The 25861-nt window shown below is 44.4% G+C and carries 21 protein-coding genes and 1 riboswitch; of the genes, 16 read left to right on the forward strand and 5 right to left on the reverse strand.

Features of this window, described 5'->3' with window-relative positions:
* Window positions 1-54 precede the first annotated feature (54 nt).
* Complete coding sequence (gene meaB / locus RLN88_RS13990; protein WP_350222035.1) at window positions 55-1044, forward strand: methylmalonyl Co-A mutase-associated GTPase MeaB; 990 nt, start codon at window positions 55-57, stop codon at window positions 1042-1044.
* On the opposite strand, the gene RLN88_RS13995 is transcribed toward meaB, so the two are convergent.
* Entirely contained in the window at window positions 1037-2893 is a 1857-nt protein-coding gene (locus RLN88_RS13995) for a TonB-dependent receptor plug domain-containing protein (RefSeq protein ID WP_350222036.1), read from the reverse strand. The two genes, meaB and RLN88_RS13995, sit on opposite strands and share 8 nt — an antisense overlap.
* Window positions 2894-2967: 74 nt before the next feature.
* Window positions 2968-3183: riboswitch (cobalamin riboswitch) on the reverse strand.
* A gap of 36 nt (window positions 3184-3219) precedes the next feature.
* Here RLN88_RS13995 and RLN88_RS14000 point away from each other — a divergent pair.
* The 8 genes from RLN88_RS14000 to RLN88_RS14035 all read left to right on the forward strand — a co-directional run bounded on the left by RLN88_RS14000 (window position 3220) and on the right by RLN88_RS14035 (window position 11680).
* Window positions 3220-4290 (forward strand): ABC transporter substrate-binding protein, encoded by a 1071-nt coding sequence (locus RLN88_RS14000; RefSeq protein WP_350222037.1) that lies wholly within the window; start codon window positions 3220-3222, stop codon window positions 4288-4290.
* Entirely contained in the window at window positions 4287-5342 is a 1056-nt protein-coding gene (locus RLN88_RS14005; protein WP_350222038.1) for an iron chelate uptake ABC transporter family permease subunit, read from the forward strand. Before RLN88_RS14000 ends, RLN88_RS14005 begins: the two co-directional genes overlap by 4 nt.
* On the forward strand, window positions 5342-6076 hold the full coding sequence (locus RLN88_RS14010; protein WP_350222039.1) for an ABC transporter ATP-binding protein: 735 nt from the start codon (window positions 5342-5344) through the stop codon (window positions 6074-6076). The genes RLN88_RS14005 and RLN88_RS14010 overlap by 1 nt, the downstream gene beginning before the upstream one ends.
* A gap of 263 nt (window positions 6077-6339) precedes the next feature.
* A complete protein-coding gene (locus RLN88_RS14015) occupies window positions 6340-7671 on the forward strand; it encodes an NAD(P)/FAD-dependent oxidoreductase (protein ID WP_350222040.1) in 1332 nt (443 codons plus the stop codon).
* Window positions 7672-7764: 93 nt separating this feature from the next.
* Window positions 7765-9318, forward strand: coding sequence for a 4Fe-4S binding protein (locus RLN88_RS14020; protein WP_350222041.1), 1554 nt, complete (start codon window positions 7765-7767; stop codon window positions 9316-9318).
* A gap of 3 nt (window positions 9319-9321) precedes the next feature.
* The gene (locus RLN88_RS14025) at window positions 9322-9990 is read left to right on the forward strand and encodes an Ig-like domain-containing protein (protein ID WP_350222042.1); all 669 of its coding nucleotides are present in this window, start codon (window positions 9322-9324) and stop codon (window positions 9988-9990) included.
* A 1-nt stretch (window position 9991) separates the two neighbouring features.
* Window positions 9992-10858, forward strand: a complete 867-nt coding sequence (locus tag RLN88_RS14030) for a hypothetical protein (protein WP_350222043.1) — start codon at window positions 9992-9994, stop codon at window positions 10856-10858.
* 24 nt (window positions 10859-10882) lie between these two features.
* Window positions 10883-11680, forward strand: a complete 798-nt coding sequence (locus RLN88_RS14035; RefSeq protein ID WP_350222044.1) for a DUF6597 domain-containing transcriptional factor — start codon at window positions 10883-10885, stop codon at window positions 11678-11680.
* Window positions 11681-11761: 81 nt separating this feature from the next.
* Here RLN88_RS14035 and RLN88_RS14040 read toward each other — a convergent pair whose 3' ends face one another.
* Entirely contained in the window at window positions 11762-12928 is a 1167-nt protein-coding gene (locus RLN88_RS14040; RefSeq protein ID WP_350222045.1) for a hypothetical protein, read from the reverse strand.
* A gap of 345 nt (window positions 12929-13273) precedes the next feature.
* On the opposite strand from RLN88_RS14040, the gene RLN88_RS14045 reads away from it, so the two are divergent.
* The 6 genes from RLN88_RS14045 (at window position 13274) to RLN88_RS14070 (ending at window position 18901) form a co-directional block, all read left to right on the forward strand.
* On the forward strand, window positions 13274-13717 hold the full coding sequence (locus RLN88_RS14045; RefSeq protein WP_350222046.1) for a DUF6265 family protein: 444 nt from the start codon (window positions 13274-13276) through the stop codon (window positions 13715-13717).
* Window positions 13718-14227: 510 nt separating this feature from the next.
* The gene (locus RLN88_RS14050) at window positions 14228-14920 is read left to right on the forward strand and encodes a glycosyltransferase family 2 protein (RefSeq protein ID WP_350222047.1); all 693 of its coding nucleotides are present in this window, start codon (window positions 14228-14230) and stop codon (window positions 14918-14920) included.
* Window position 14921: 1 nt separating this feature from the next.
* Window positions 14922-16379, forward strand: coding sequence for a cellulose synthase family protein (locus tag RLN88_RS14055; protein WP_350222048.1), 1458 nt, complete (start codon window positions 14922-14924; stop codon window positions 16377-16379).
* Window positions 16372-17745, forward strand: coding sequence for an MptA/MptB family glycosyltransferase (locus RLN88_RS14060; RefSeq protein WP_350222049.1), 1374 nt, complete (start codon window positions 16372-16374; stop codon window positions 17743-17745). Before RLN88_RS14055 ends, RLN88_RS14060 begins: the two co-directional genes overlap by 8 nt.
* A gap of 21 nt (window positions 17746-17766) precedes the next feature.
* Window positions 17767-18264 (forward strand): rhodanese-like domain-containing protein, encoded by a 498-nt coding sequence (locus tag RLN88_RS14065; RefSeq protein WP_350222050.1) that lies wholly within the window; start codon window positions 17767-17769, stop codon window positions 18262-18264.
* Complete coding sequence (locus RLN88_RS14070; protein ID WP_350222051.1) at window positions 18254-18901, forward strand: TIGR04282 family arsenosugar biosynthesis glycosyltransferase; 648 nt, start codon at window positions 18254-18256, stop codon at window positions 18899-18901. The genes RLN88_RS14065 and RLN88_RS14070 overlap by 11 nt, the downstream gene beginning before the upstream one ends.
* A gap of 17 nt (window positions 18902-18918) precedes the next feature.
* On the opposite strand, the gene RLN88_RS14075 is transcribed toward RLN88_RS14070, so the two are convergent.
* The 3 genes from RLN88_RS14075 to hrpB form a co-directional block, all read right to left on the reverse strand.
* A complete protein-coding gene (locus RLN88_RS14075; protein ID WP_350222052.1) occupies window positions 18919-21576 on the reverse strand; it encodes an FtsX-like permease family protein in 2658 nt (885 codons plus the stop codon).
* Window positions 21573-21908 (reverse strand): PadR family transcriptional regulator, encoded by a 336-nt coding sequence (locus tag RLN88_RS14080; RefSeq protein ID WP_350222053.1) that lies wholly within the window; start codon window positions 21906-21908, stop codon window positions 21573-21575. The genes RLN88_RS14075 and RLN88_RS14080 overlap by 4 nt, the downstream gene beginning before the upstream one ends.
* A 236-nt stretch (window positions 21909-22144) precedes the next feature.
* Window positions 22145-24643 (reverse strand): ATP-dependent helicase HrpB, encoded by a 2499-nt coding sequence (gene hrpB, locus RLN88_RS14085; RefSeq protein WP_350222054.1) that lies wholly within the window; start codon window positions 24641-24643, stop codon window positions 22145-22147.
* A gap of 353 nt (window positions 24644-24996) precedes the next feature.
* On the opposite strand from hrpB, the gene RLN88_RS14090 reads away from it, so the two are divergent.
* Window positions 24997-25653 carry an SET domain-containing protein gene (locus RLN88_RS14090; protein ID WP_350222055.1) on the forward strand — a complete coding sequence of 219 codons (657 nt, stop codon included), beginning with the start codon at window positions 24997-24999 and terminating at the stop codon, window positions 25651-25653.
* The last annotated feature ends 208 nt before the right edge of the window (window positions 25654-25861 follow it).

Consider the following 25861-nt stretch of genomic DNA (forward strand, 5'->3'; position numbering starts at 1 on the left):
GAAGAGTTCAATTTTTTCTTCAAATTACGCAATAAAAACTTTAATACTCGTCCTATGGATTCAACTTTTCGGCGAATACCTGATATTCCTCTACAAGACTTGATAGATGGTCTATCGCTCGGGAATAGGGCTTTTCTAAGCCGGGCGATCACCTTGGTAGAGAGTAAACGTGATGACGACAAAATAGTAAGTGCTGAGTTGATCGATAAAGTATTAAAGCCAGATGCCAAAAGTTTGAGAATCGGTATAACCGGAGTACCCGGTGTTGGTAAGAGTACGTTCATAGAAGCGTTTGGGAGAATGCTCACAGGAATGGGTAAAAAAGTAGCAGTGTTGTCCATCGACCCGAGTAGCAGTAGAACCAAAGGAAGTATTCTTGGTGACAAGACACGCATGGAGGAACTCTCCAAAGACCCGAACGCTTACATTCGACCTTCGGCTTCCGGCTCAAGTTTGGGAGGTGTTGCGTCAAGCACCAGAGAAACGATCATTTTATGTGAAGCAGCGGGATTCGATGTGATTATTATCGAGACGGTAGGTGTGGGTCAAAGTGAGACAGTGGTAAAGGATATGGTAGACTATTTTCTCCTTTTGATGCTTGCAGGTGGTGGTGATGAACTTCAGGGCATCAAGCGAGGAATCATGGAAATGGCTGATCATATCCTGATCAATAAAGCGGATGGGAATAACCTGAAAGCTGCCAAGCAAGCCAAAGAGGAATACAAGAATGCGATTCATCTTTTTCCACCAAATGATGCCAACTGGACAGTTCCGGTTGGGCTTTGCTCCGCTACCGAACGAACCGGGATTGAGGAAGCCTGGGAGGAAATCCAAAAGTATCAGCAGCAAACGACGGGCAATGGGTGGTTTGCAAAAAACAGAAAGAGGCAGCTACTCAAATGGTTTCATGAGCGCATTCATGCGAAATTGGAGATGGATTTTTACTCCAGAAAAGATATCAAGGAGAAAATAAAAGAAAGGGAGGAGCTGATCTCCTCCCAACAAATTTCTGTCCGAAAAGCTGTTGATGAGCTTTTCAATTGAAACTGTATCTCATACCAATTCGATAGTTTCTCTTAACCGAATTGAATCCATAGATAGCCTGATAATTCTCATCCAGCAGGTTATTTATGCTACCTGAAAAGGTCAAGTTTCCAAAAACATAACTAGCACTTAGATCAACCAGATCGAAGGCATCTAATTCTGCTTCGTCTGTATCAGATATATCCGAATTGTAGTACTGCTGAGTTCGATCACCTGTATGGAGATAATTCAAACCAATATTCAGTCCGTCAATTGGTTGATAATTCAACAATGCTCCATACTTATGCGATGGGATTCGATAAAGTTTAGCATCATCCAGTCTTCTTACGAAAGCATAATTAGCGGACAAGCTTATGCTACTTGAAACCTGGGCAGAGCCAGTGAATTCCAACCCGTCCGTTTTGATCTCCTGATCGGCATTCTCGTATTCAAACAGGCTACTGTAAACAATCAGGTTTTCATCTAGTCGATAGAAATAGACCCCTTCCAGCTGCAATATGCCTTGCGTAAATGCCAATCCTCCCTCTGCAGATTTTGATTCCTCGGGCTCCAACTCTGTATTTGCACCAAATGGCCCGAAAAGTTGGAATAGTGAGGGAGTTATGAAGGAGGTTGAGTATGAAGAAAATAGTTTGATTCTCGACTCCCCTGTCCCAATCAGGTAAGATGGGTTTACATTCCAAACAAAATTGCTTCCATATTCGCTATGCTGATTGAGTCGGGTTCCAAGCTGAAGGTTGAAATTGGATTGATCGAAAATGATAGATAAATACGGATCGATCATATAAAATCCCTCTTCATCCAGAGATGGTTGGTTGTATTTGAGATCCTGGTAGTTTAATCCACCAATCATCTTAACGTTTTCCGTCAAATTGTGATCTGCCACAAAGTCAACCTGAATATTCTCAGCATCATATTCATCTCTTGGTAAAAATGCAGAACCCGGGGACAGAAACAAACGATCCAGCTTGGAGTAGAACATATCTCCTTTTATGGATGTATTTCCAATCTTCAATTTCGGCGAAAGTCCAAATCTAAGTTGCTGGTACTCCGTGGTATTGTCTGCATCAGTAAATTCACTTTGGTCATAGTCAGCTGCAAAATCATCAAGTGATCCTGTAAACGTCAGGGAGAAATCTTCAGTGAAATCATAGCCCACCTTGCTGAGGAAATTATAACCCTCAAATCCATCGTCATCATAGTTTCCTGTACCTGATGGATCTGCTGCAGCCGAGAATCCATCAGATTTTCGATAGCCAGTATTAACCAAGAAATTTAATTTTCCCTGACTCCCGGAAACATTCAGATTAGGATTGATGGTGCTAAAACTTCCATACGTCATACCAGCAGTCCCTCCTATTCCATCTCCCTTTGCTTTTTTCAATGTTACGTTGATAACGCCGGCAGCCGCACCTGTCCCATAAAGTGTGCTGAGACCTCCTTTCAGAATCTCGATCGACTCCACCTGATCCAGGTCTAGCAATCTGAAGTCATACGTTTGATCAATTCCGGACGGATCATTGAAAGGCACACCGTCGATCAAAACCAGCGTACGCTTGCTGGATGCTCCACGGATAAAATACCCAATGTTTGTCCCCAATGGACCAAAGTTGCCATCCATCTGAACCCCCGGAACTTCATTGAGCAAGTCAGCCACAGTTTGCTCACCGCTAGACTCAATGTCCTTTCTGGTTAGTTTAAAAATGGATTTACCTGATTTTTCAACAGGAATTTCTGATTTGGTGCCCGTAACCACCACTTCATCCAACTGGACGGTCCTGAGGGAGTCCTGTGCCTTGACAGTCCATCCCATGCATGCAAATGCAATGATTAAATGTGTTTTTCTCATAGTCATTTTTAATTACTATGAGCCTCGTAGAAAGAATGGAGTTAACCCCTTCCTCTGCTTTCACCCGAAGCTAGAATTCTAAAATGACATTGGCAGGTCTCCTGGCTTGTCTGGTTTTGACTTCCTTCCCATCCCAAATTGGAACAGTGGATTTGATAAGGCCAAAACACCTGATAGACTTACAGTTGCGGGGACAGCTCTCGACTTTCACATTAAGGCGATCACGAGATTCCCGTTTTAATTCTCCCCCGCCAACGGGCGGGTTTAAAACCATTGTCAGCAGCAAATCTACGAAACTTAAACCCTCAATGGCCTACTTTTGAAGTATGAATAAATTCATTCCCGGAATTGTATTGTTAATGATTGGCTGTGGCACTCCTAAAGAGAAAAACACTGCAGAAACGATCGAAGATGAAGTACGCTATGCTACTGCTTTTCATTTTGAGCGGGCTGGTGACGATGAATATCTGGTAATCGACGAGCCATGGCCCAAAGCTGCTCAACCGATTAAATACAAACTGGATGAAGTACCTCGACGTATCGTTTGCACCTCCACTTCACACCTACCCTACTTTGAAATGCTGGGTGCAGAGGATGCTGTCATCGGATTCCCCAATTTGAGTTATATCAGCTCTGAAACATTCATTGAACGAGCTGAAAATGGCTTGCTTACGGATTTGGGACCGGATGGAAGCATGAATATGGAATTGCTACTTGGAATTGATCCGGATGCAGTGATTGCCTTTGACATGGGTGGTGAATCCAAAACTCTGGAAAAAGTGAAGGAGGCTGGGATCCCTGTCTATTATAATTCAGATTTTCTGGAGCAATCCCCACTTGGCAGAGCGGAATGGATCAAGTTTTTTGGTGCTCTTCTCCATAAAGAAAAGGAGGCAGATTCCATATTCAGAGCCATCGAAGACGAGTACAACCGAGTCAGTGCTCTGGCAGCTACCCAGACAAATCGCCCAACCATCCTAAGTGGTGTTGTTTACGGCGATACCTGGTTTTTGCCTGGAGGAGACAACTGGGCAGCCACTTTTTTCAATAACGCAGGTGGAAAGTATCTATGGGACTCAGACACCACTTCCGGATGGCTGGAGCTGAGTTTTGAGTCGGTCTATGAGCAGGGGAATGGTGCCGATTTATGGATCGGCACGTCTACCATTAACTCCAAAGAAGAATTGCTAAGCCAGGACGATCGATATGCATCATTCCAGCCCTTTCAAAATGACCGGATTTACAACTACAATAAGAAGATTGGCCCAAACGGGGGATATGATTTCTTTGAGTCCGGATATTCCAGACCTGATTTAGTATTATCAGACCTTATCAAAATCATTCATCCTGATTTGCTCCCTGAGTACGAATCGGTCTATTTTCAGAAGCTGAAATGATAGAATCCCAACTAGACGAATCCAGAAAAAAATGGAGAGTGGTTTTCACTTCTCTCCTGTTCATTCTAGTGCTATGCTTTCTGATCAGCATCTCATTGGGCTCTGTAAAAATCCCCATTTCCTTTATTTTTCAGCACTTTTTTGGTACCTCGGATAATCAGGTTTGGTCAAATATCATTACAAATTTCAGAGTGCCTAAAGCTGTCACTTCTTTGCTGGCTGGCAGTGCACTTGCAATTAGCGGACTACAAATGCAAACCCTCTTTAGGAATCCTCTGGCCGGCCCTTTCATTTTGGGAATCAGCTCAGGTGCTGGGCTTGGAGTTGCGTTGGTCATTTTTCTGGGTGTCTGGTTGGGCGGCTTCATCGAGATGACAGGAATCGGGAGAAGCTGGCTGCTTGTGGGTGCCTCTGGAGTTGGCTCTTTTCTAGTTTTATCCATCGTGCTGATTGCTTCATTTCGTATTAGGTCCGGTATTTCACTATTGATCATCGGGCTGATGTTTGGCTCTGCCGTAAGTGCCTTGGTGAGCATCTTACAATATTTCAGTCAGGCTGAAAATATTCAAGCCTATGTCATCTGGACGTTCGGGAGTTTGGGGAGTTTATCATGGGCAGAACTTCAGGTTATGATGCCGGTGATAATCATTTCACTCATCCTCTCCTTCTTACTATCAAAGCCTTTAAATGCGCTTCTATTAGGGGAAAACTATGCTGAATCCCTTGGGCTCAACCTCAAACGTGCCCGCATGCTGATCATCGTCAATACCAGCCTGCTGGCAGGCACAATCACCGCCTTTTGCGGTCCGATAGCTTTTATTGGGCTGGCAGTTCCACATATAGCCCGGATGCTTTTCAATACCGGAAATCATCTGTTACTGACTCCACTCGTAATTTTGCTTGGCGGGATTCTATTGATGGTTTTTGACATCATTGCTCAATTGCCTGGAATGCAGGAAACCCTTCCGATAAATGCAGTGACATCACTTTTCGGGGCTCCTTTTGTGATCTGGCTGATCCTCCGCAAGTCAAACCTAAACTACCGATTCTGATGGCGCTGGACATTAAAAATCTAACAATCGGGTATGGTGCCAACAAAGTGCTTGGAAGAGAAATCAACCTTTCCATCAAGCCAGGTGAGTTGATTGGATTAGTAGGACAGAATGGCGTAGGAAAGTCCACGTTCATCCGTACCATCTGTGGGTTACAGCCGGCATTGAACGGACTGGTACTCCTCGATGGAAAATCAACGGAAGAAATCAACCCAAAAGAAATTGCTAAACGGGTGAGTGTGGTTTTGACCAATAAACCTGATTCCTTGAATTTATCTGTGCTTGAATTGATTGCTCTCGGAAGGCATCCTTATTCCGGTTGGTTGGGGAATTTGAAAGCAGACGACCGGAATAAAATTGATGAGGCGATTTCGCAGATGGAAATCAATTACCTGGCGAAGAAACGGCTGTTTGAGCTGAGCGATGGTCAGCTTCAAAAGGTGATGATTGCCAGAGCATTGGTACAAGATACGGATCTGATTATACTGGATGAGCCTACCTCCCATCTTGATCTCAAAAACAAAATCGAGGTGCTACACCTGCTTAAAAAAATTGCTCAATCGGGAAAAGGAGTGTTGATTTCCACACACGAAATCCAGCTTTCCGCCCAGGTATGCGATCAATTTTGGTGCATGGATTTTGGGAAGCAAATTCTTGTAGGAAAGCCAGATGCAATGATTCAAAGCGGGGAGCTACAGGAATACTTACACGTACCCAGAGAAACATTGAAGTAAGGGTAAAAAAGAAAGGGACCCTGGCGGGTCCCCTTATATGGATGGGATAATCGTAACCTAACCTAACCGAATAGAAACGTGCCTTTGCACGCTAACCCACCCATTTCACCTAATCACCATTTATTGGTACGTATTAAACCGAAATAAGATTGCCAAGGTTTTAAGATTTTTTGTCAACTCTTTGACAAACGCCTGTGTATCTCTGTAACTTCATGAATCGCACGTTTCAGATCAACGTATTATTGACCCTATAATCACACTCAATGCAAAAAATTGTTATAATCGGAAATGGAATTGCTGGCATCACAGCTGCACGTCATATTCGAAAACTTTCCGATGATCAGATCACGGTGATCTCAGGTGAGACCGACCATTTCTTTTCCAGAACGGCCCTCATGTACATCTACATGGGCCACATGAAGTATGAAAACACCAAGCCCTATGAGGATAGGTTTTGGGAGAAAAATCGGATTGAGCTAAAACGGGCATGGGTAAAATCCATTGATTTTGATGGAAAACAAATTCAGTTTGAAGAAGGAGAGCAATTGCCTTATGACAAACTCATTCTTGCGACTGGAAGCAAATCCAATAAGTTTGGGTGGCCGGGTCAGGATTTGGAAGGAGTGCAAGGGCTCTATTCCTTTCAAGACCTGGAGCTAATGGAAAAAAATGCCAAGGATGTTGACCGAGCAGTCATTTTAGGTGGTGGTCTAATTGGCGTTGAAATGGCCGAGATGCTCCACTCCCGGCATATCCATGTAACCTACCTGATCCGTGAGAAAAACTTCTGGGGGAATATGTTGCCTAAGGAAGAAGCATCTCTCATTGACAATCACCTAGTTAAACATGGCATTGATCTTCGTTCAGAAACCGAACTGGAAGAAATACTGGATGACGGGCACGGAAGAGTAAAAGCTATAAAAACCAAATCCGGAGAAATTATTGATTGTCAGTTTGTGGGTTTGACAGTAGGTGTCCACCCGAATGTTGATTTGGTAAAGGATTCCAAAATTGAGATCGACAGAGGAATTCTGGTAGATGAATTTCTGCAAACCAATATTCCTGACGTATATGCCATTGGGGATTGTGCTCAGCTAAAAAATCCACCTGCTCACAGGCGACCAATTGAAGCTGTGTGGTACGTGGGGAGGATGATGGGAGAAACTGTCGCCAGAACAATCACCGGAAATCAAACAATGTATAAACCCGGAATCTGGTTCAACTCTGCCAAGTTCTTCGATATAGAATATCAGAATTACGGGACGGTCCTTCCCGAATGTCCGGCTGAATCTGCCTCCTTTTATTGGGAATCTGATGACCAGGAAAAATGCATCAAGATCATTTATAAGAAAGACGATCTGGAAGTTCTGGGCGTGAACCTATTTGGAATCCGAAATCGACATGAAGTCTGGGATAAATGGCTGAGCGAAAAGCGCGCTCTTGATTATGTAATCTCAAATCTTCCTGAAGCGAATTTTGATCCTGAATTTTATAAACACTGGGAAGGTGAGATTCAACAGAAATTCAATGAGCAGTTTCCTGAGAAGCAGGTAGCAGTAAGAAAGAAAGGGTTTCTGGAAAAAATATTCATATAACCACAGAGAAATCGGAGAAATGCACAGAGAAGTAAATAAAAACATCCCCCAAGCCCCCTTCAAAGGGGGAGTTCCTTCTAAACAAGCATCATTATGAAATTAATTAGATATTCTGGTTTAGTACTGTTCTTATTCTCACTCGGACTATTCCTAGGAAGCTTTTTCCTGTCCAGCTATTCGCTAACCGAAAAGGTATTTACCTCAGTGATAAAGTCGGAACATAAGGGAACGCTCCAGCCTGCCATGCAGGATTTATTCAATAAAGAGTATGCTTTAAGCATTCCTTTTGTGAATGACATCAACGAAGCAATTGAAGCTGTCAACGAAAAAGCAAGATCTGAACAACGATGGGGAGACGTGATCTGGGACGATTACAGCGGCTCGCTGACACGAGCGTCTAATCAGGGTTTTGTTCCTGAAAATAAGCTGCTACTTTTCTTCCTGATCTATGTAGTTGGTGCGCTCGGCGCACTGATGTTTATTATTCCCCAGATCAAGCTAAACGGCCCTCCGGGCATCAAAAACAATCGCATTTTTCACAGCGCGCTTAATAACCGGGGATGGATAGGGATGCTGACTGGAGCACTACTCATTGGCTTTTACATCCTCCTCTATTTCTTCCCAGCCTACATCACCAACTGGATCATCATCGTTGATCCTATCCAAAAACTCATCAATCCATCCGCTACTTCCAGTCAGTGGTTTCTCTACGGATTTCTTTACACCTTCGCTGTACTGGTCATGGGCATCCGCATGATCATCAAGTACCGTCACAGCAAGTACCAGATTTTCCGAACCTGTTCTGTCATGTTCTTCCAGTTGGCATTTGCATTCCTGCTACCTGAAATTCTGGTAAGGCTCAATCAGCCTTACTTCGACTTCAAAAACATGTGGCCGCTGGATTATGACTTCTTTGATGCATGGCACATCAACACCTTGACCTCAGCCGGTGGGCTAGGCGTATTCATGTTTGCCTGGGGCATCACCCTATTCGTGGTGGGGGTTCCCGTGTTTGTTTACTTCTTTGGGAAACGATGGTATTGCAGCTGGGTATGTGGCTGTGGCGGACTAGCCGAAACTGCCGGGGATCCATTCCGACAACTCTCTGACAAATCCCTGAAAGCCTGGCAGATAGAACGATACCTGGTGCATGGCGTGCTGGTCTTTGCGGTGATCATGACGGCAGGAGTACTTTACTCATTCATCACCGGATCAAATTCCATAGCAGGCATTGACACGTATACCTATCTGAGAAAACCCTACGGCTTTTTGATCGGGTCCATTTTCTCTGGGGTGATCGGCACAGGATTCTACCCCTTAATGGGGAACCGGGTATGGTGCCGGTTCGGCTGTCCCCTTGCTGCCTATCTGGGGCTGGTGCAGCGCTTCAAATCCCGATTCAGAATCACCACCAATGGCGGACAATGCATTTCGTGTGGCAATTGCTCGACTTACTGCGAGATGGGCATTGATGTGCGATGGTATGCACAGCGGGGACAAAATATCATTCGTTCAAGCTGCGTTGGATGCGGTGTTTGCTCTTCCGTTTGTCCGCGAGGCGTCCTTAACCTCGAAAATCGGGATGAAGATGGACGGTTTAACCAACCTATTTTGCTCGGAAACGATAGTATTGAGGTGAAAAACTAAGACATGAGAAGATTTACTGTCCTTTTACTTGCCCTGGCAGGGTGTGTTGGCGAGGATATCGTGATGGATGAAGTGGATCCGGAGGTTCGGATTACCAATTCCATTACCACGATGGAGATTGGCACCACCTGGCAATTTGAATACATGTTTCTCAACAATGTGGGCGTAGAAGAAGAGCCTGATCAAATCAGCTGGTCTACTTCTGATGCTTCTGTCGCAATCATTAATCAGGATGGTCTGGCCACTGCGTTGGATTATGGTGAAGTAATGATCACACTATCGGTGGAGTATCTGGGGGAAGAAGTAGAGACCACTATCCCCTTTGAGGTCACGGATGATCCAACATCCTCCAGTCAGCAAAATCGACAAGGCACAATCATGACCACTTCCTCTTACGATCTGACAGGGGATTTTAACATTGAAGTGGATGGCAATGAACTGGTCATATCTTTTGACGAGAATTACATTGCCGATCAGGGACTGCCAGGACTTTACGTTTATTTGACTAACAACCCAAACACCCCGAACGGTGGATATGAGATTGGGCCGGTGGAGGTATTTTCCGGGACTCATGAATATCGAATTCCTGACGTTGACCTGTTTGATTACGACTACCTTTTCTATTACTGTAAACCCTTTGAGGTCAAAGTTGGCCAGGGTGAAATTGAATGACATGCGAAAACTTTTTCTGACACTTCTGATTGCAGTTCCGTTTCTTACCCAGGCGGGTGGCGGATGGACCAAGTCCAAAGGTTCTGCCTATTACAAAGTATCCCAATGGTGGGTAGTTGCGGCCAAGCACTACACCAGCAATGGCTCCATCGACCCGAATGCAACGATGGGAATTTTCAATTCCTCCTTTTATGGGGAATACGGAATCACTGATCGGGTCACGGCAATCGTCTACTTCCCTTTTTTCAGTCGGGCGTACCGTAACGCACAGGTGTCAGGCACTACAGGCATGACAACCTCTCCCGGCGAGGCAGTGAACTCAATCGGTGATACGGACATTGCTGTGAAGTATGGCATCAGCAAGCCGGGAAGCAAATTCGTATTTGCAGGCACCCTTCTACTGGGACTGCCACTGGGCAAAGACGATGGAGGAAGTGATGGCTCATTGCAGACCGGCGATGGTGAGTTCAACCAGATGGTACGCTTTGATCTGAGCAGATCCTTTTCTATAGGAAAAGTGAACGCCTACGGGAATGTTTATGCCGGTTTCAACAACCGTACGCAAAACTTCTCGGATGAATTCCGAGCCGGAGGGGAACTTGGTGCAGCATTCTTGAAAAATAAACTCTGGGGCATCCTGCGCATGGATGTGGTAGAATCCCTGCAAAATGGACTCAGCTCCGCAGAAGGAAGCAACGGCATGACCATCTTCGCCAACAATACCGAGTTTGTTTCTTACACGTATGAAGCTGCTTATTATGTCTCTGAAAAGGTAGGTGTCTCGGCTTCCTACAGCGGGGCTTTCAGTGCCAGACTCATTCTTGCGGCACCATCCTATTCGGTAGGGGTCTTTTTGGATTTGAAGTAGAAAAGAAAATTCATAGTTTGCACCATGCGCTATGAAAGCTTTCAGCCTTCCGAAGATTTAAAGGAACTCGTCAAGGAGTACTGGATTTTTGAGAGTGACGACCTGAAAGTCTCCCAACAAAAAATCATCCCGGATGGATTCAGTGAGATCATCATCCACTATGGAGACCCATACCGCATCAATCTAAGCGGACAATGGGGGGAGCAAAAGAGCCTGCTTTTCTCCAGCCAGATCAGCAAGTATTTCTTTCTGGAAAACACCGGAAAATCCGGCATGCTCGGGATCAAGCTCTATCCGACAGCTTTCCATGAACTCTTTCAACTGGATGTATCCGAGCTGACCGATCAGGTGCTGCCGCTGGATACACTCATTTCTGGCACTGAGAATCTGGTGAAAATCCAGAATGAGGATTCCCCCATGAAGCAAAAAGTGGAACTGGCTGAAAGCTGGTTGAAAAGGCATCTCCCAAATCTTAACCCACAAGAAAAAATCCGAACGTGCATCTCACAAATCCATGAAAGCCACGGCATGATTGACATGGATCAAATGGCCTGTGAGGCAGCATTAAGTGCCCGTCAACTGGAGCGCCTGTTTAAAAAAGTGATCGGTCTCACTCCCAAGTTTTATTGCCGCATCATCCGCTTCAATTACATCTTCGACGTGATAAAAGATCAGAACGACTCCTGGGTACGAACGGCACTGAAGTCGGGCTATTTTGATCAATCCCATTTCATTAAAAATTTCAAGGAATTTACCGGAGAGGAGCCCTCCAACTACGGTTTTGATGAAGTGAATCTGGCGAATTTTTTCTTGAGGAAGTAGGTGGTTGCTTTTATCGACCAATAATCATCAGTAGCTGAGCTTTTCAAAATAGCTCAGTTAGCTTATGGCTGATAACGTTTATTATCCACCTTCTTTCCTTAAGAATTCAATTTTGAAAGCCTCCAATAATTCAGTCAGAGATTCATGATATGCGTTTAATAGAATGTTCCACGCCTTAGAATAATCCTCAATCGGGTAGCTAATATCAAAAAAAGCTAGAGCTTTAATTGTACCAGTGATATCAGTGTGAATTGGGTATCCTTGCCTAAGCCTCCCAATATTCCTAATTCTATTAACTATTGATAGGTTATCTACACCAATTTGTCTTAGGTATTTATCAAGGAGTTGTAGGGACTTATCATCCTTATCATATTCAACAACACACTTTCTTAATGCTTCAAGATTAATGTCGCGAGAAATTTGTCCAAGAGAAGCAATTCGATGCGAGAATTCCTCTTCAGATTTAGCGTCTTTAAAAAAGTCAAGAAGGTTTCTTTCTTCAACCAATAACAAAAGTCGATTCTTATGTTTCGAATGAAATAAGGCATTTACATTATCTCTTTTTTCGATAATCTTGGATGCCATAGTATCGTTGTATATTTCCACGGACAATTTCGAGTCATGTAGTTCTATTTCATATTCAGCATGCTTAACATCAACAAGTTCATTAGCACTAATTGGACAGGTATGTGGGGTGTTTTCAGACAGTAGTATTAATTCCTCTTCCTCGGATAACGTTCCTTCCTTAACTTTTTCTATTATTTTCTCTTTGGCTATCTGGAGCAGTACCATTTCGAGGTTTTTCATTTGCTCTACTGGTGATGAGAACTGAGGAAAAGAATCTCTCCAAATAGCCAGTACTACAGTCGAGATTGTAACCTTGATAAAATATTCATTGATCTTTCCATCTTCACTTGATATTTCGTAATTGATTATATAATCGTATGCACTTCGAGTCAACGGAAGTTGTCGTATTGAAACAAACTTTAAATACTTGAACTGTAAGCTCTCTCGAATCTTATTGACATAATCAATCCCTAGGGTTGTGATTATTACTGCATCTCCATATCCGCTTTTCGTGTCTATTAAGTTCTTGTCAGATAAATATTTTAAAACATTAAAGACTTCTGTTTTATCTAAACCGCTTAGCGAGGCTATTGCTGATGTACTATATCCTTTTCTGATATTTTGACGAGACTTGAGATAAAGAAACCTCAAATAAGTATCTGCTATTTTCTTAATGTCCATAGATTGAGTAGGTGGCATCTAACATTGATATAGCGAGCACTGTGCGCGCTATTTTTCCAATATTTTTTTCAAGTGCGTCTTGTCCTTATAAACGGATAATCAAACTTAAAAACGGTTTTTAGTCATTTGTAATCGGATATATCACGCACTCCAAATATACAAAAAACGGTTTTGTATCACCCTGGCTTGTTGCCTGGGGTGGAAACAGATACAATCTGCATTTTGAAGGTCATAAATGGACCTTTTGGAAAGTTTTAAACTTTCCAAAAGCTTGCATCACCACCATGTCGGTTTTTTACAATATCCTGAAAAACCAGCCCACTATCATTGCCAGAAACTTATATTATGAAAAGACTATTCTTCCTCTTTATCGCGGTGTTTCTAAGCCAATACTCGTATAGCCAGTCACTCAAAGATTTCAAATGGATGGTGGGAAGCTGGGAGCGGCAAAATACTAGACCCGGCACAACCGCATTCGAAAGTTGGAAGAAGACCAAAGAGGGATACAAAGGGATGGGTGTCTCCACGAAAGAAGCTGACACCTCCTTCGTGGAGAAGCTCAGGATCATCGAAAAAGAAGGAGCTATTTACTATGTGGCAGATGTGAGCAGTAACGCCGAGCCTACCTATTTTAAAGTCACCTCAGTTTCCAAAAACGGATTTGTCTGTGAGAATCCTGAGCATGACTTCCCTAAGAAGATTGAATACACACTGGAAGGAAATCAGATGACTGCCGTTATCTCAGCTGGCGAACAGAAAATGGGATTTGTTTTCAAGAAAGTGGAGTAGAAGAGATCCTTCACTACGTTCAGGATGACATTCTAGTGATGAGCAACGCAAGTATTTCTGTGCTGTCATGCTGAGGAACGAAGCATCTCATCTAAACTACGAATGCTCCAAATTATTCCTCCTCGCTATCCCCTTGCGAACGACGAAGGAGTGAGACTTGGGGATATGTTACAATCAGGTAGCATTAAGATTCCCATGACTCGGGCTCTCGATTGTATAGATCCTTCACTACGTTCAGGATGACATTCTAGTGATGAACAACGCAAGTATTTCTGTGCTGTCATGCTGAGGAACGAAGCATCTCATCTAAACTACGAATACTCCAAATTATTTCCTCCTCGCTATCCCCTTGCGAACGACGAAGGAGTGAGACTTGGGGATCTGTTACAATCAGGTAGCATAAGATTCCCATGACTCGGGCTCTCTCGATTGTATAGCTAATGTCTCGGAAAAGTCATTTTTAACTTCCTATTAAACCTACCTTTGCGCCTCACTATAAAGAGGCGTTTTTTGAGCAAGCCAGACATTCGTGTAATTATCCCTGCATTCAACGAGCAAAATGCTGTTGGGCTTGTCATCGATGAGATTCCGAAAGATTGTGTGTCTGAGGTTATTGTGGTGGACAATGGCTCCACGGACGATACTTTTCAGCAGGCCAAATCCAGAGGTGCTACCGCTCTCAAGGAACCGGCCAGAGGCTATGGAAATGCCTGTCTGAAAGGAATGGCGCACATTGCCTCCTCACCCACCAAACCGGACATTGTGGTGTTCCTGGATGGCGACCACTCGGATTACCCTGAACAATTGATTGATCTGGTAAAACCAATCATTGATGAAGAAGTGGATATGGTGATCGGCTCACGGGCATTAGGACAGAAAGAGAAAGGCAGCATGACCATCCAGCAGCTGTTTGGCAACTGGCTGGCGACTACTCTGATCAAAATTTTTTACCAAAAAAAATATACGGATCTGGGCCCATTCCGAGCCATCAGGTATGAAAGCCTCCTGGCAATCGGGATGGAAGATCGTAACTATGGCTGGACGGTGGAGATGCAATTAAAGGCAGCTAAGCTAAATTTGCGAACCAAAGATATTCCGGTGAATTACAGACAGAGAATTGGTGTTTCAAAAGTGAGCGGAACGATAAAAGGAACCTTGGGAGCGGGATACAAAATCATCTATACAATCTTTAAATACCTATAAGGTGGAGTGGTTAGTCATCGTACTTTACAGTGTCACACTGTTGATCATTTGCCTTTTTAGTTTGGGCCAGTTCAACCTTACGTGGCATTATCTGAAAGCCAAAAAGCAAAAGGAAGAATTAGGTGAAGAATTGCAGGAATACCCTGTTGTGACCATTCAGTTACCCATTTTCAATGAGCGATATGTGGTGGAGCGGTTGATTGATGCGGTGACCAAAATCCAATATCCGAAAGACAAACTCGAGATCCAGATTCTGGATGATTCTACGGACGAGACCTTGCAGATCGTAGAGAAAAAGGTAAATGCCTATGCTTCGAATGGCTGGGACATCAAGCAGATCAGACGTCCGGATCGGATGGGATTTAAGGCAGGAGCACTAGCCTATGGACTCGAAAAAGCCAAAGGAGAGTATATCGCAATCTTTGATGCCGATTTTGTGCCAAACCCTGAATTCCTGATTTGCACCCTTCCAAAATTCATCAACGAAAAAGTAGGGATGGTGCAAACCAAGTGGAGCCACCTGAATACGGACTATGGGTCTTTGACAAAGATTCAGGCCTTCTGGCTGGATGCACACTTTACGGTGGAGCAAAAGGGGCGGGAACATGCGGGCAGCTTCATCAACTTTAACGGGACAGCCGGTGTGTGGCGAAAAGCATGTATCGAAGATGCGGGAGGCTGGCAATATGATACCATCACCGAAGATCTGGACCTGAGCTACCGTGCGCAGCTCAAAGGCTGGAAGTTTGTCTACCGGGAAGAAATAGAATCCCCGGCGGAGCTTCCAATCCTGATCCCTGCAGTGAAATCCCAGCAATACCGCTGGAACAAAGGGGCAGCAGAAACGGCTCGCAAGACACTGGGAAAGGTGCTCACCTCCAATATTGGGTGGAAACACAAGGTACGTGCGACCATGCACCTGCTCAATAGCTCAGTGTTTTTGTTATTGTTGATTGCCGCTGTGCTAAGTATTCCCATGCTGTATATCAAAGAATACAATCCTGATCTTTGGCTCATTTTTGACTTGGGTAGCATTTTTATTATTGGGTTTTTGGCGATGGGATTCTTTTACTGGGTAGCGGCAAAAGCCACTCACCCGGAATACACGCTCCGATATTTCATCAAAAATTTCCCGATGTTCCTAGCTTTCTCCATGGGCATGGCCTTGCACAATTCTATCGCAGTGATGGAAGGATACCTGGGTATTAAAACACCTTTTGTGCGAACCCCAAAGTTCAACGTGCAGTCCAAAGGGGACTCTTGGAAAGGCAATATTTACCTCAGCAAAGTCCTGACTCCTGTCACATTCATGGAAGGACTTTTATCCATTTATTTTGTTTATGGCATCTTCTCCGGCTTCAAGCTAGAGGATTACGGCCTAATGCTTTTTCACGCCATGTTGGCCATTGGTTTTGCATACGTATTTATCTTGTCGGTAAAACCGATCAAGCATGCCTAACCTGAATCAATCAAAAACAGGCTACTACACCTTTCTGGCCATCTTTGTCCTTGCCATTTTTTCCATGGGCAATTGGTTTGAGCGATATCAATCTCTCCCCTTGATACTGGCTTATGGAAGTTCTTTCGCGGCGTACTTCTTTATCGTTTACAAGTCTGAAAATACACAAACCCTTCTGACCACCGGGATTCTTGTCCGGGTGCTTTTGTTCCTGAGTCTCCCAATACTATCCGATGATCTATACCGATTTATCTGGGATGGGACACTTCTCAAAAATGGCATTCATCCTTTCGCTGAGTTACCAGGATTTTACCTGGACAAAAACATTGATGGGATTGATCAGCAACTCTATGAGCGACTCAATTCGCCAAATTATTTTACCATTTACCCACCGCTTAATCAGTTCATCTTTTGGGTATCTGTGAGGGTCGGAGATGGTGACTGGCTGGTGACTGCCAATGTGATTCGGCTGATCCTGCTTGTTGCTGATTTGGGGTCACTTTTCATGCTTCAAAAGCTTTTGATCCACTATGGAAAATCCGCTAATCTGGCTTTCTGGTATTTTCTGAATCCTTTGGTAATTCTGGAATTTGTGGGAAATCTTCACTTTGAAGGATTGGTCATATTTTTCCTACTGGCAGGCATTTACGGATATGAGAAAAATAGAAACTGGCTCTCTGCATCTGTATTTGGTCTAGCCATCGGAACCAAACTACTTCCTCTGATCTATCTACCTTATCTGTTTTTGAAAGGACTGAAGGAAAGGAGATGGTTCATTTCCATACTTGCAGGGATCATTGGATTGCTCACCTTTCTTCCAATGCTAAATATTCAATTTATCAGCGGAATTACAGGTAGTCTCGATCTCTATTTCCGGTCGTTTGAGTTTAATGCCAGCATCTACTTCATCGCCCGAGAGATCGGTTTCTGGATTTACGGATACAACAATATTGCGTTGATTGGGCCTCTCCTTTCTATCCTGTCATTCCTTTCAATCATTGCGATATCCATTCTAGGCTGGGTAAGAAAATGGTCACTACCAAAAAGCCTGCTTTCTATTCTTACTGTTTATCTCCTGTTCGCTACCACTGTGCACCCATGGTATATTTTGCCACTGGTGGCATTTGGACTGCTTTCAGGATTTTGGTATCCTATTGTTTGGTCTTTGTTGATTTTTCTCACGTATATCGGATACACACAAAGTGGCTTTGAACTTCCTGCTTACATCCTTGTTATCGAGTATGCAATTGTATTAATGATTCTATCTGTAGAAATAAAAAACACCCCTGTTGTCCCGAAATGTCGGACCATCTCAAGTGGACAATCTGAAAAATTCAGCGACAAATCCCCCTTTGAAGGGGGCTAGGGGGATGTTAATTTTGAGTCTATGAAAAAATACATCCCACCTTTCATTCTACTATTGATCTCTTCCCTCACTTCGTGCGGACAAAAGACGTTCGATGAGAAGATGGAGAGCCTGTATAGAAATACTGTCCCGCTGATCAAAGCAGATTCACTCAAATCAAAATTCAATGAGGTGGTGATCCTCGATACCCGAGCAAAGGAAGAATACCAGGTCAGTCATATTTCAGGAGCACGGTTTGTGGATTACGATGATTTTGAGGTTGAACAGGTGAGTGATGTACCCAAAGATCAGGAAGTGATCGTTTACTGCTCTGTTGGTTATCGAAGCGAGCGGGTGGGAGAAAAATTGCAAAAGGCCGGCTATACCAATGTGAAGAATTTGTATGGGGGTATTTTTGGCTGGAAAAATGAAGGGAATGAGGTGGTAGATTCAAACAATCTGCCCACCGATAGTGTACATACTTACAATCAGTCATGGGGAAAGTGGCTGTACAAAGGAATAAAAGTTTATGAGCGATAGTTTGTTGATGATTTTTGTGAAAAACCTGATTCCAGGCATGGTGAAGACCCGACTGGCAAAGGATATTGGGATAGACAAAGCGCTTGATGTATATCAGGAGCTGGTCCATCACACGCACAAAATCACAAAGAAGATTGAAGTAGATAAGTCCGTTTATTATTCGGAATATGTGGAGATTGAAGACATCTGGGACAATGGCGATTACAAGCTAACGTCTCAAAAAGGATTCAAACTTGGTGAGAAGATGACAAACGCTTTTGATGAGGCATTTGACTCTTACAACAAGGTAGTAATCATTGGTAGTGATTGCTATGATCTCAATTCCAAAACAATTAAGCTGGCTTTTGAAATGCTGGAAGAAAATGATGTGGTGGTAGGCCCTGCCAAAGATGGTGGTTACTATTTACTAGGTATGAAGGAGTTTCTCCCCCAACTTTTCAAAGACAAAGAATATAGCACCGATACCGTGCTTCAAGAGCTTCTCCGGGAAGCCGAAGAGCTTGAACTCTCCGTCTACAAGCTCCCGGAACTCAACGACATAGATACGCTTGAGGATCTCAAAGCGACGGATATCGACTGGGAAAATCTCGGCGAAGATGCTGAGGTAGATTTTGGAGATGAGGAAGAGGCTTATTAGCCCCTTCCTGTTAATCTCTATTCGTATCTCAGTGAATCAATTGGATTAGCTCCTGATGCTTTCCACACCTTGGCTCCAATGGATGCCAAAGCGATGATCACTGATACAAGGCCTCCGAGTACATAAATCCACCACGAAATTTCAGTTTTGTAGGCAAAATCTTCCATCCATTTAGAAATGATGTAATAAGATATGGGTGTGGACACTACAAATGCTATGACGATCAAAATGATAAATTCTTTTGACAGAATAGTCCCAATATGGAATAATGAGGCACCCAGCACTTTTCTGATCCCCAATTCCTTCGATTTCTGAACGATCGTAAAAGAGATCAAACCAAACAAACCAAGACATGAAATCAAGATCGCGATCCCGGTAGCAGTAGATGCAAGCTTGGATGCCTTACGCTCCGTTTCATAAAAGCGCTCAATAGTCTCATCCATGAAATAGGCTGTGAACGGTCTTTCAGGATAGATCTCGGTATACAAATCGGTAAGCCTATCAATTGTCTCCTGCATCTTATCACCCGGTATTTTCAAAGCAATACAGCGTGATTCACTTTCGTAGTAGAACATCATAGGTTCAATGGCGTGGTGAAGTGACCTGAAGTGAAAGTCCTCAATGATGCCCACCACAGTATTCTGTCGTTTATTGAATTCGAAAGTTGTTCCCACTGCTTCTCTTGGATCGGAGAAGCCCATATCTTTCATAAATGTCTCATTGATGAGCAATTCTGGCAATGTATCGTTGGGGAGCAGATTACGACCTGCCAATAACTCAATGTCATAAAACCTCAGCCAGGTGGTATCGCCCGACTTTTGATGAGCACTTGTCACCACTTCTCCATTCTCTGATTCATACTTGACCGTAGAGGTGGAATACCCGTTTTGAACCGGCGGTGTGTTTTGGATCACGTATTCGCTGATCTCTGGCATTTCATCCATTCGATCCTGAATAAGTTTTTGCTTGCTGTAATCTTCATAGTATGGCGTATAGAAATAAACCACTCCATCTTCCTTGAAGCCCAACTCCTTGTCCAACATGAAAGAAATCTGCCATGCAATTGCCAGTGTGCCTACAATGAGCAGTTGAGAAAAGAGAAACTGAAACAAAATCAGTGTCTTTCGGATGAATGCGCCTCCTGGATTGGTGGTGCTGGCTCCAGATCTGAGTGCTTTTATTGGCTTAAAAGAAGATACAACCCAGGATGGGTAGATTCCAGCTATGAAACCTACAAGCAGAGCCAAAAGTAAAAGTGCCAACCAGAAAATAGGGCTATCATAGGCTAGCTTGACACCATCAGGAATAAATTCCTCGAAATAGACAAATCCGTAATGAGCAATAGGAATTGCTAGCAAAACTGCAAAGAACGAAATGATGGTGCTTTCTGTTAGAAACCTGCCTACCAGCTGCGCTTTGGGGCTTCCGAGTACTTTCCTAACCCCTACTTCTTTGGATTTTGAAGCCGATTGTGCAGTTTCAAGATTCACAAAATTGAAAATGGCTATTAGCAGAATGGCAAAAGCTACAATGCTGAGAATGGTCAGGGTTGGTGTATGCGCAGGCGTACGGCCGTTATCAAAAATTCCGATTTCCGGATTGAAATGAACCTCCGAAAGAGGTTGCAATTCATACTTTGAAACCCAATCCAAATCCATATTTTGTTCGGCAGCCTTCTTATCCACTTCTTCCATCTGTAGCATCAGATCTGCCTTGCTCACATTTTCACCCACCTTTACCCAGAGCTGAGATGAACTGTTGGTACTACCCCAGTCACCTCCGAATCGTTCACCCAACCAGGAATTTTCCAATGTCTTATATGAAATGAAATCTGTGAATTGAAAATCTGAATTATAAGTTGGCAGTTTGACAATACCGGACACGAGCAATCTCAAGGAGTCCTGATAAATCACTTCCCGATTCAGTAAATCCATCCAGTCATTGCTATTGAAATACTTAGTGGCCTGCTCAGTGGTGAGTACCACTTTGAAAGGTTCACTCAATGCCTGCTGCCGATTCCCGGCCAGCCACTCATATTGATCAATCACATCGAAGTAAGCAGGTGGCGCAATCACTAGCTGGCTTTGTCTGTCAAAATCCTTAGGAATTCCTTCCTCATTCGGCACCTCCACTTTCGCTGAAAAAGTCTGAAAGTGTGCGGCAGCAGAAAGACCCGTAGAGTTTTCCACCACATACTCACCCACCTTCACCGATACCCCTCGATTGATCGCAGTAAATGACCCACTGTATGAAGTATGGATTCTATAAATACGATCGTGATCAGGGATCCGAGTGTTAAAGCTCAACTCAAAATTTACAATACTTAGAATGGCCAAAAAAGCACCAATACCAATTGATAGACCCAGAATATTAATAGCTGTGGTGCTTTTGCTTTTTGTCAGATTCCTCCAGGCGATCACCAAATTGTGACGCAGATGAGTCATGACGCTAGATACATTTCCTTTTCTATTCATTTTAGTACTTTTTAGTGCATATGATCGAAAACTTCGGATGACAATCCACCAGTAGAAAAGATTTGAAAATCGGGCTCCTCTCTCTTCTACAAACTCATTATAAACCTCGTATAAATCTCCCTCCAGCTCTTCCAGGCGTTCCTCAGAACAGAAGGATCGAAAGATTTTGAGAGGTAGTTCAGGTGGTCGGTGATTGCTCATCCCAGATTTTCAAATGCAATTTTTGGTATTTGATTTCTCATTCGGTTGCGGAGCTCGCTAGCTTTTTCAAGCGCTACTTTTCCGGCTTTGGAGATGGTGAAGATTCGTTTTCGCTTCCCTCCTCTTTCGCTGGACATCTCACCCATCCTGGATTTCAATAGTCCTTTTTCTTCCAGACGATAAACTGCCGCATGCACAGAGCTAATACTTACTTTCCTATTCGTCTGTCTATTCAGCTCATGCTGAATTGCCACACTGTAGGCATTGTCATAGAGGATGCCTACGGTCAATAGTACCAGTTCTTCGAATTCGCCAAGGTTGGTTCCTTTCATGTTTCGAAATATTAATTTCGTAAATGTAAGTATAATAAAATACTCCCTTTAAAGGAAAAGTTCATTCCACTAATCAGATCTCATTTAGGCACATATTAAATGACTGTTACTATAAGAATAGTTTGCATCTTGCCTCGAATATCCAAAAAATCGAGTGTAGGCTAAATAGACTATCTCAATAGTTCAAACTGATACCATTTTTCGCAAAGCGCTTCCTAGGTTATCTAAAAAAAATTCTAGTTCTTTCTTTGCACTCCCCTTACCGCCTCAGCAGTCCAGGGGTCGTCTGGCCAGTGGTGCTTGGGGTAGCGGCCTTTCAGGTCTTTGCGCACCTCGAAGTACGTCTCATTCCAGAAGTTTTTCAGGTCGGAAGTTACCTGCACAGGCTTGAAGCCCGGAGATAGCAGGTGAATCAGCAGCGGTACTTTGCCTTCGTTCACCGTCGGGGTTTCCGCCATCCCAAACAGCTCTTGGATGCGGGCAGCCAGCACAGGTGCCTCGCCATTGTCACGGTACATGATCTGAATGTTGGAGCCACTCGGTACCTCCATCCGTGCAGGCGCCAGTCGGTTCAGTGCCTTTTGCTGCTCGTAATCCATCGCGTGGGTTAGCACCTCCACCAAATTGATCTTCTTCAGCTCATGCGGTTTCTTCACGTCATTCAGGTACGGTCCCAGCCACTCTTCGTTGGTCATCAGCAGGGTATCTGTACTATAATCCGGCCACCCCTGGGAGGGCAGCCTATTATCGGCCGACAGCCATTTACTGACACTTTTTACTCTGTTTTGTAGTTGCTCAACGTCCTCATTCCAATCTAACAGCGTCTTACCTTCTTTCTTTATAGCATTGATAACAGCCTCTTTCAATCGTGAAGGATCGGGATCCGGAAGAGGAACCGATTTTAAAACAATACTGCCGATCCGCAGGTCTTTGCTCGCATTGAGTCCTCCATCTTCCGTATCCCACTCGATCACCTCCACTTCCTTCACGCGAGGTGCCAGATCTTTCGGGTTGAGTGGAGCAGCCAGGAAGATCTTACCCATACCATCTCGTGCATCAAGGTTGGCAATCGCGAGCCACTGCTCATGCGCCAGATCATCCCGATGACCAGCCATGGCGATGCGCCCATTGGCCAGCTTAAACTGTGCATTGTTTCCCGGCCTGTTGTGCGCAATGCGCTCCGGAAAGGCGTGCGTGATGAGAAGTCCGGTCTCATACGGATCAAAGTGATCGTTATCGGCTTCCGCATCAAACAGTTGTCGGTAGGATTGCGCAATTTTTTCTATCCGATCGAAACGTCCACCTTTTCGGTTTTCTCTGCGGTGAGTTCGCAACGCCTCAATCCGGTTGTTGATGTCAATGCCTGCTTCCTTCCCGAGCGGGTCACGCTCCTCCAGCAGGGCCGCCACATCAGCCGCCAGCTGTACCAGATCTTCCTCTTCTGCCATCAGCATCATGTGCGCCAGTCGTGGGTGACAAGGAAGTCGATGCACTGCCTTGCCATGCTCGGTGATACGTCCGTTTTCCAGTGCTCCCAGCTCATGCAAGGTTTGCACGGCCGCCTGCCACGCTCCTCTCGGTGGGGGTGAGAGCCACGTCAGGCTCTGCGGATCTATCACTCCCCAGCTCGCCAAATCGAGTGCTAGCCCGGAAAGATCCGATTCCAGTATTTCGGGAGTGCGGTGTTCTTGCAATCGTCCGTCCGTGGCTTTAGACCACATACGGTAGCACACCCCGGGACTCAATCGTCCTGCCCGTCCCGCACGCTGATCAGCAGAGTCTTTCGAGATCTGCACTGTTTCCAGTCGTGACAGTCCTGATTTTGGGTCCCACTTCATCGTACGACCAAAGCCCGTGTCCACCACAATTTTCACCCCTTCGATGGTCAAACTTGTTTCGGCGATGTTAGTCGCCAGCACCACTTTTCGTCGGCCGTCCCGATCAGGAAGAATGGCAGCCTTTTGCCTGTTGTAGGGCAATTGACCATACAGTGGATGGATTGCAAACCCTCTCAGTTTTGGTTTGATCAGGTCTGCACATTTGTTGATTTCTCCCTGTCCGGGCAGAAATACCAGGATGTCTCCATCATGTGCTTTCGAAGCTTTCACAATCGTGTTGGCTGTCATCTCCGGAATCAGAAACTGATCCTGATCACCAACATAGATGATCTCAACGGGGTACTGGCGTCCTTCACTTTGTACCACCGGTGCTTTCAGGGATTGAATCAACTGGGGCATGTTTAGCGTGGCGGACATCACCAGTATTTTCAGGTCTGGACGCAGTACCTGCTGTGACTCTCTACAAAGAGCCAGCGCCACATCAGCATGGATGCTTCGTTCGTGGAATTCATCAAAAATCACCAGCCCTACCCCCTCCAGCGAGTTGTCTCCGTGTAGCATCCGGGTAAGGATTCCCTCTGTCACAACTTCGATTTGTGTTTTGTCGCTGACGTTCGTCTCAAACCGGATGCGGTAGCCGATCGTCTCGCCCACTTTCTCTCCCAGCAGTTCTGACATTCTCATGGCGATGGACTTAGCTGCCAATCGACGCGGCTCCAGCATTATAATTTTTTGGTCTTTCAGCCAGTCTTCTTCGAGTAGTGCCAATGGCAAGAGCGTACTCTTCCCTGCCCCTGGAGGTGCGTGCACGATGAGGGTGGCATCTGTTTCCAGGTGACTTTTTACTTCATCGAGGATCTCTACGATTGGCAGGTCGACGGAGGTTGGATCGAACATGTGGCGAAGTTAGTGTGGTATCTCTTTCTGTCATTTCGACAATAGGAGAAATCTTAAATACATCCCCCTCCCTCCCTTTATCCTCGACTCGCCCCCTTCAAGGGGGGATTTCGTCTTTACTTCATGACTGAATGTCCCCTGGGGGACTATAGGGGTGTTCACATCTTGATCGAAGCGAATCCCTCAGCATCCTAGACGGGATGGGATTCGGCCTGTTCTGCGATGGACGCAGTAAGGCGTACAGCGGAATATCCGTGGATGTGGAATCCTGTATGCTCTCCCCAGAAAAAAATATTTCCCTCCCAATTTTTAAATGCGTAATAATTCCGAATTACTGAGTAAACTTTGTGTTAATGATTCATCCGAAGACGGAAATTAAACACATCAGTGACGAGGTTGGTTACGGTGTGTTTGCCACAGCGTTTATTCCAGAGGGTACGATTGTCTATGTAAAAGACAGCCTTGAAATAACAGTAACACCCACCGACTACCTGCTATACAGCAAGGAAATGCAGGATGTGATCGAAAAATACTCCTACATCGATGAGCAAGGTAACCGCATCATAAGCTGGGATTTTGCCAAATATGTCAACCACTGCTGCAACTGCAACACAATCAGCACAGGCTATGGATTTGAAATGGCTATTCGGGATATATTTCCTGGCGAACAAATAACTGACGAATACGGTATTTTTAACCTGGAGGTAGAGATTCCGCTTATTTGTGGTGAAAAATCTTGTAGAAAGAAAGTAAGTCCCGCTGATTTTGACAGCCACTACGAGGAATGGGATGGTAAGATCAAAAAGTCAATCTCCAAATTATTTGATGTAGATCAGCCGTTGATCCCACTGATTGATACGGAAACCAGAGCTCAATTGGATCAACTCTTCAAAGATCCGGCCGCTTATAAGTCAGTCTATTCGCTTAGAAACAAGAATTCATTAAAAAGTCATTTACCTCAATCGATGAATGGCCGTTCTGATGTAGCGGAAAATTTGGATCTGACTTAATCCTTCATCTACTTCCAGTACTCTCCCATTGACAAATGAAGTGTCTTTGGATGCGAGGATAGTTCAAGTTCGGCTTTCTATTTGCCTATTGGAACAGACGATTCAGATCAAAAAAATGTTTATTCTCTTACCTATCAACAAGTGGATAACTCTTTTGCGATTTTCTCTTTTCGATTGAATCAGAGTTATTTTTGGCGACCATTTTTAG

Origin of the sequence: Ekhidna sp., from assembly GCF_040223195.1 — a bacterium.
Taxonomy (GTDB): domain Bacteria; phylum Bacteroidota; class Bacteroidia; order Cytophagales; family Cyclobacteriaceae; genus Ekhidna.